The sequence below is a fragment of the Streptococcus sp. 3874 genome (assembly GCF_013276425.1).
Classification (GTDB): Bacteria; Bacillota; Bacilli; order Lactobacillales; family Streptococcaceae; genus Streptococcus; species Streptococcus pseudopneumoniae.
In genome coordinates this window covers 1-659 of record NZ_VMLA01000143.1, presented here as the reverse complement: position 1 = coordinate 659, position 659 = coordinate 1, and the positions used below count along the sequence as shown (strand labels likewise).

The following is a 659-nucleotide window of genomic DNA, read 5'->3' as shown; positions in this document are numbered from 1 at the left end:
CATCACTTTCGATTGACACACCTTTTCCTATTTTTTTCATTTTTTTGCATTGCTTCTTACCGGCTACGGATGTCAAACTCTTTAAACACAATACGTAAGTCTCTTAACACTCTTTGACGCCCTCGGAATCGTTCATTTCTTAAAATGCGTTCTAGCTCTTCTTGTTTCTCTTTACTTTGTTTGTTTCTATAATCTCTTAGTGTTTCATAAAAGAGATAATAGTCATCTATCCACAGACCTCCCTCGCTTATACGATGACTAATCTCACCTACTTCTTCATATGGTTCTTTATTATATCTTCGTTTGTAGCTTTCTTGTTTACGGATATAGTCTAGAATTCGATTCCGAAACTTAGTCTTAAAATATTTCCTTAAACGAGAGATATCTTCTACTAATCCTTCTTCTTTACTAATCAATTCATATAGACATATCATTCCCTCTTGGTCCCAATCCGACAATTCCCATAAATGAAGGTAATATTCATTTCTACACTTATACACAGTCCCTTGGACTTCTTCATACAATTCTTTAATCATAATTTTCCCCTTTCTAGATACAGTCTAACAGATTAGAAACACTTTTGGTACATTTCATCCATTCTGCACCCTTTAGCTCCTCAACTGCACAAAAAAGAGAGGTCTTGCCTCTCTTTGGGTTAT

1 protein-coding gene is annotated in these 659 nt (G+C 34.9%); it reads right to left on the bottom strand.

Translation table 11 applies throughout. The features are described 5' to 3' along the window. Nucleotides 1–56: 56 nt before the first annotated feature. Nucleotides 57–536: a sigma-70 family RNA polymerase sigma factor gene (locus HT703_RS11110; protein ID WP_000588858.1), complete on the bottom strand. Its 480-nt coding sequence runs from the start codon at nt 534–536 to the stop codon at nt 57–59. Between the last annotated feature and the right edge of the window lie 123 nt (nt 537–659).

Bases quoted from the DNA above. Each gene is read 5' to 3' on its own strand.
- HT703_RS11110 (WP_000588858.1), bottom strand. From the start codon at position 536: ATGATTAAAGAATTGTATGAAGAAGTCCAAGGGACTGTGTATAAGTGT.